The sequence below is a fragment of the Candidatus Nitrotoga sp. M5 genome, from assembly GCF_927904885.1.
Classification (GTDB): domain Bacteria; phylum Pseudomonadota; class Gammaproteobacteria; order Burkholderiales; family Gallionellaceae; genus Nitrotoga.
In genome coordinates this window covers 1-1,216 of sequence record NZ_CAKMNW010000063.1, presented here as the reverse complement: position 1 = coordinate 1,216, position 1,216 = coordinate 1, and the positions used below count along the sequence as shown (strand labels likewise).

Genomic DNA, 1,216 nt, shown 5'->3' with positions numbered 1-1,216 from the left:
TGAATAGCCCCTAGATATGTAGACGCTTTCTAACCTAAATTTGAGGTAAGGAGGCTATGATGGCTAAGTCTAATTTCAGTGATGATTTCGAACGTGATGCGGTGACACAGATCACCGAAAGAGGCTATCCAATTGCGGAGGTTTCGAGGCGATTAGGCGTAAGCCAGCATTCACTCTACGTTTGGAAGAAGAAGTTTGCATCCCCTTCCGGCAGGGGCGACAAGGATGACGAGATCTTGCGCTTGAAGCGGGAACTGTCCAGAGTGACAGAAGAACGTGACATTCTAAAAAAAGCCACCGCGTATTTCGCCAAGGATGTAAAATGAGATACGCGTTCATCGCCGATCATCGTCCGTTGTTTTCGGTGCGGACAATGTGTCGCTGCCTTCGCATCCACCCCAGTGGTTTTTACGCTTGGCTCAGGAAACCGCTGAGCCGTCGGGCTAGAGAGGATGCTCGCCAGACGGAGCTTATCCGCGATGCTTGGCAGGCAAGTGGCAAGGTGTACGGGTATCGCAAGCTCCACGATGATCTTCTCGATCAGGGAGAAACATGTTGTCCGAACCGTGTTGCACGGTTGGCGCGACTGGTGGGCATCAAAGCGCAGATCGGATACAAAAGACGTCCCGTCAGTTATGGTGGCAAGCCTTCGAAGGTTGTCGACAACAGGTTGAACCGACAGTTTGATGTAACGGCCCCTGACAAGATCTGGGTGACGGACATCACCTATATCAAAACACAAGAAGGGTTTGCCTATCTGGCTGTTGTGATTGATCTGTATTCCCGCCGCGTTGTCGGTTGGTCACTGCAGAGCAGGCAAACGACAGATATGGTGCTACAAGCCCTGCTTATGGCTATATGGCACAGGCAACCAACGAATAAGGTCCTGATCCATTCCGATCAGGGTTCTCAGTTCACCAGTATTGATTGGGCTTCCTTTCTTAAGGCTCATAATTTGGAACATTCCATGAGCCGGCGCGGAAACTGCCACGACAATGCTGTCGCAGAAAGTTTTTTTAACCTGCTAAAGCGTGAAAGGATACGACGCAAGATCTATAAAACCAGAGAAGAGGCCAGGCAGGATGTATTCAACTACATTGAGATGTTCTACAATCCGAAGCGTAAACATGTAAGGAACGGGATGTTATCGCCCGTCGAGTTCGAACGGCAGCAGAAATTGAGAACCGAAGGCGTCTAGAAAACTAGGGGCTATTCA

Annotated in this window: 1 protein-coding gene; it reads left to right on the top strand. The window is 49.8% G+C overall.

Annotated elements, in window-relative coordinates:
• The first annotated feature begins 59 nt into the window (after nucleotides 1–59).
• Nucleotides 60–1,198, top strand: a protein-coding gene (locus MJ770_RS11610) for an IS3 family transposase (protein WP_239254353.1) whose coding sequence is annotated in 2 segments (ribosomal slippage) — nucleotides 60–297 and nucleotides 297–1,198 — 1,140 coding nt in all. Because the reading frame shifts where the segments join, the coding sequence is not laid out codon by codon here.
• Nucleotides 1,199–1,216: the final 18 nt, after the last annotated feature.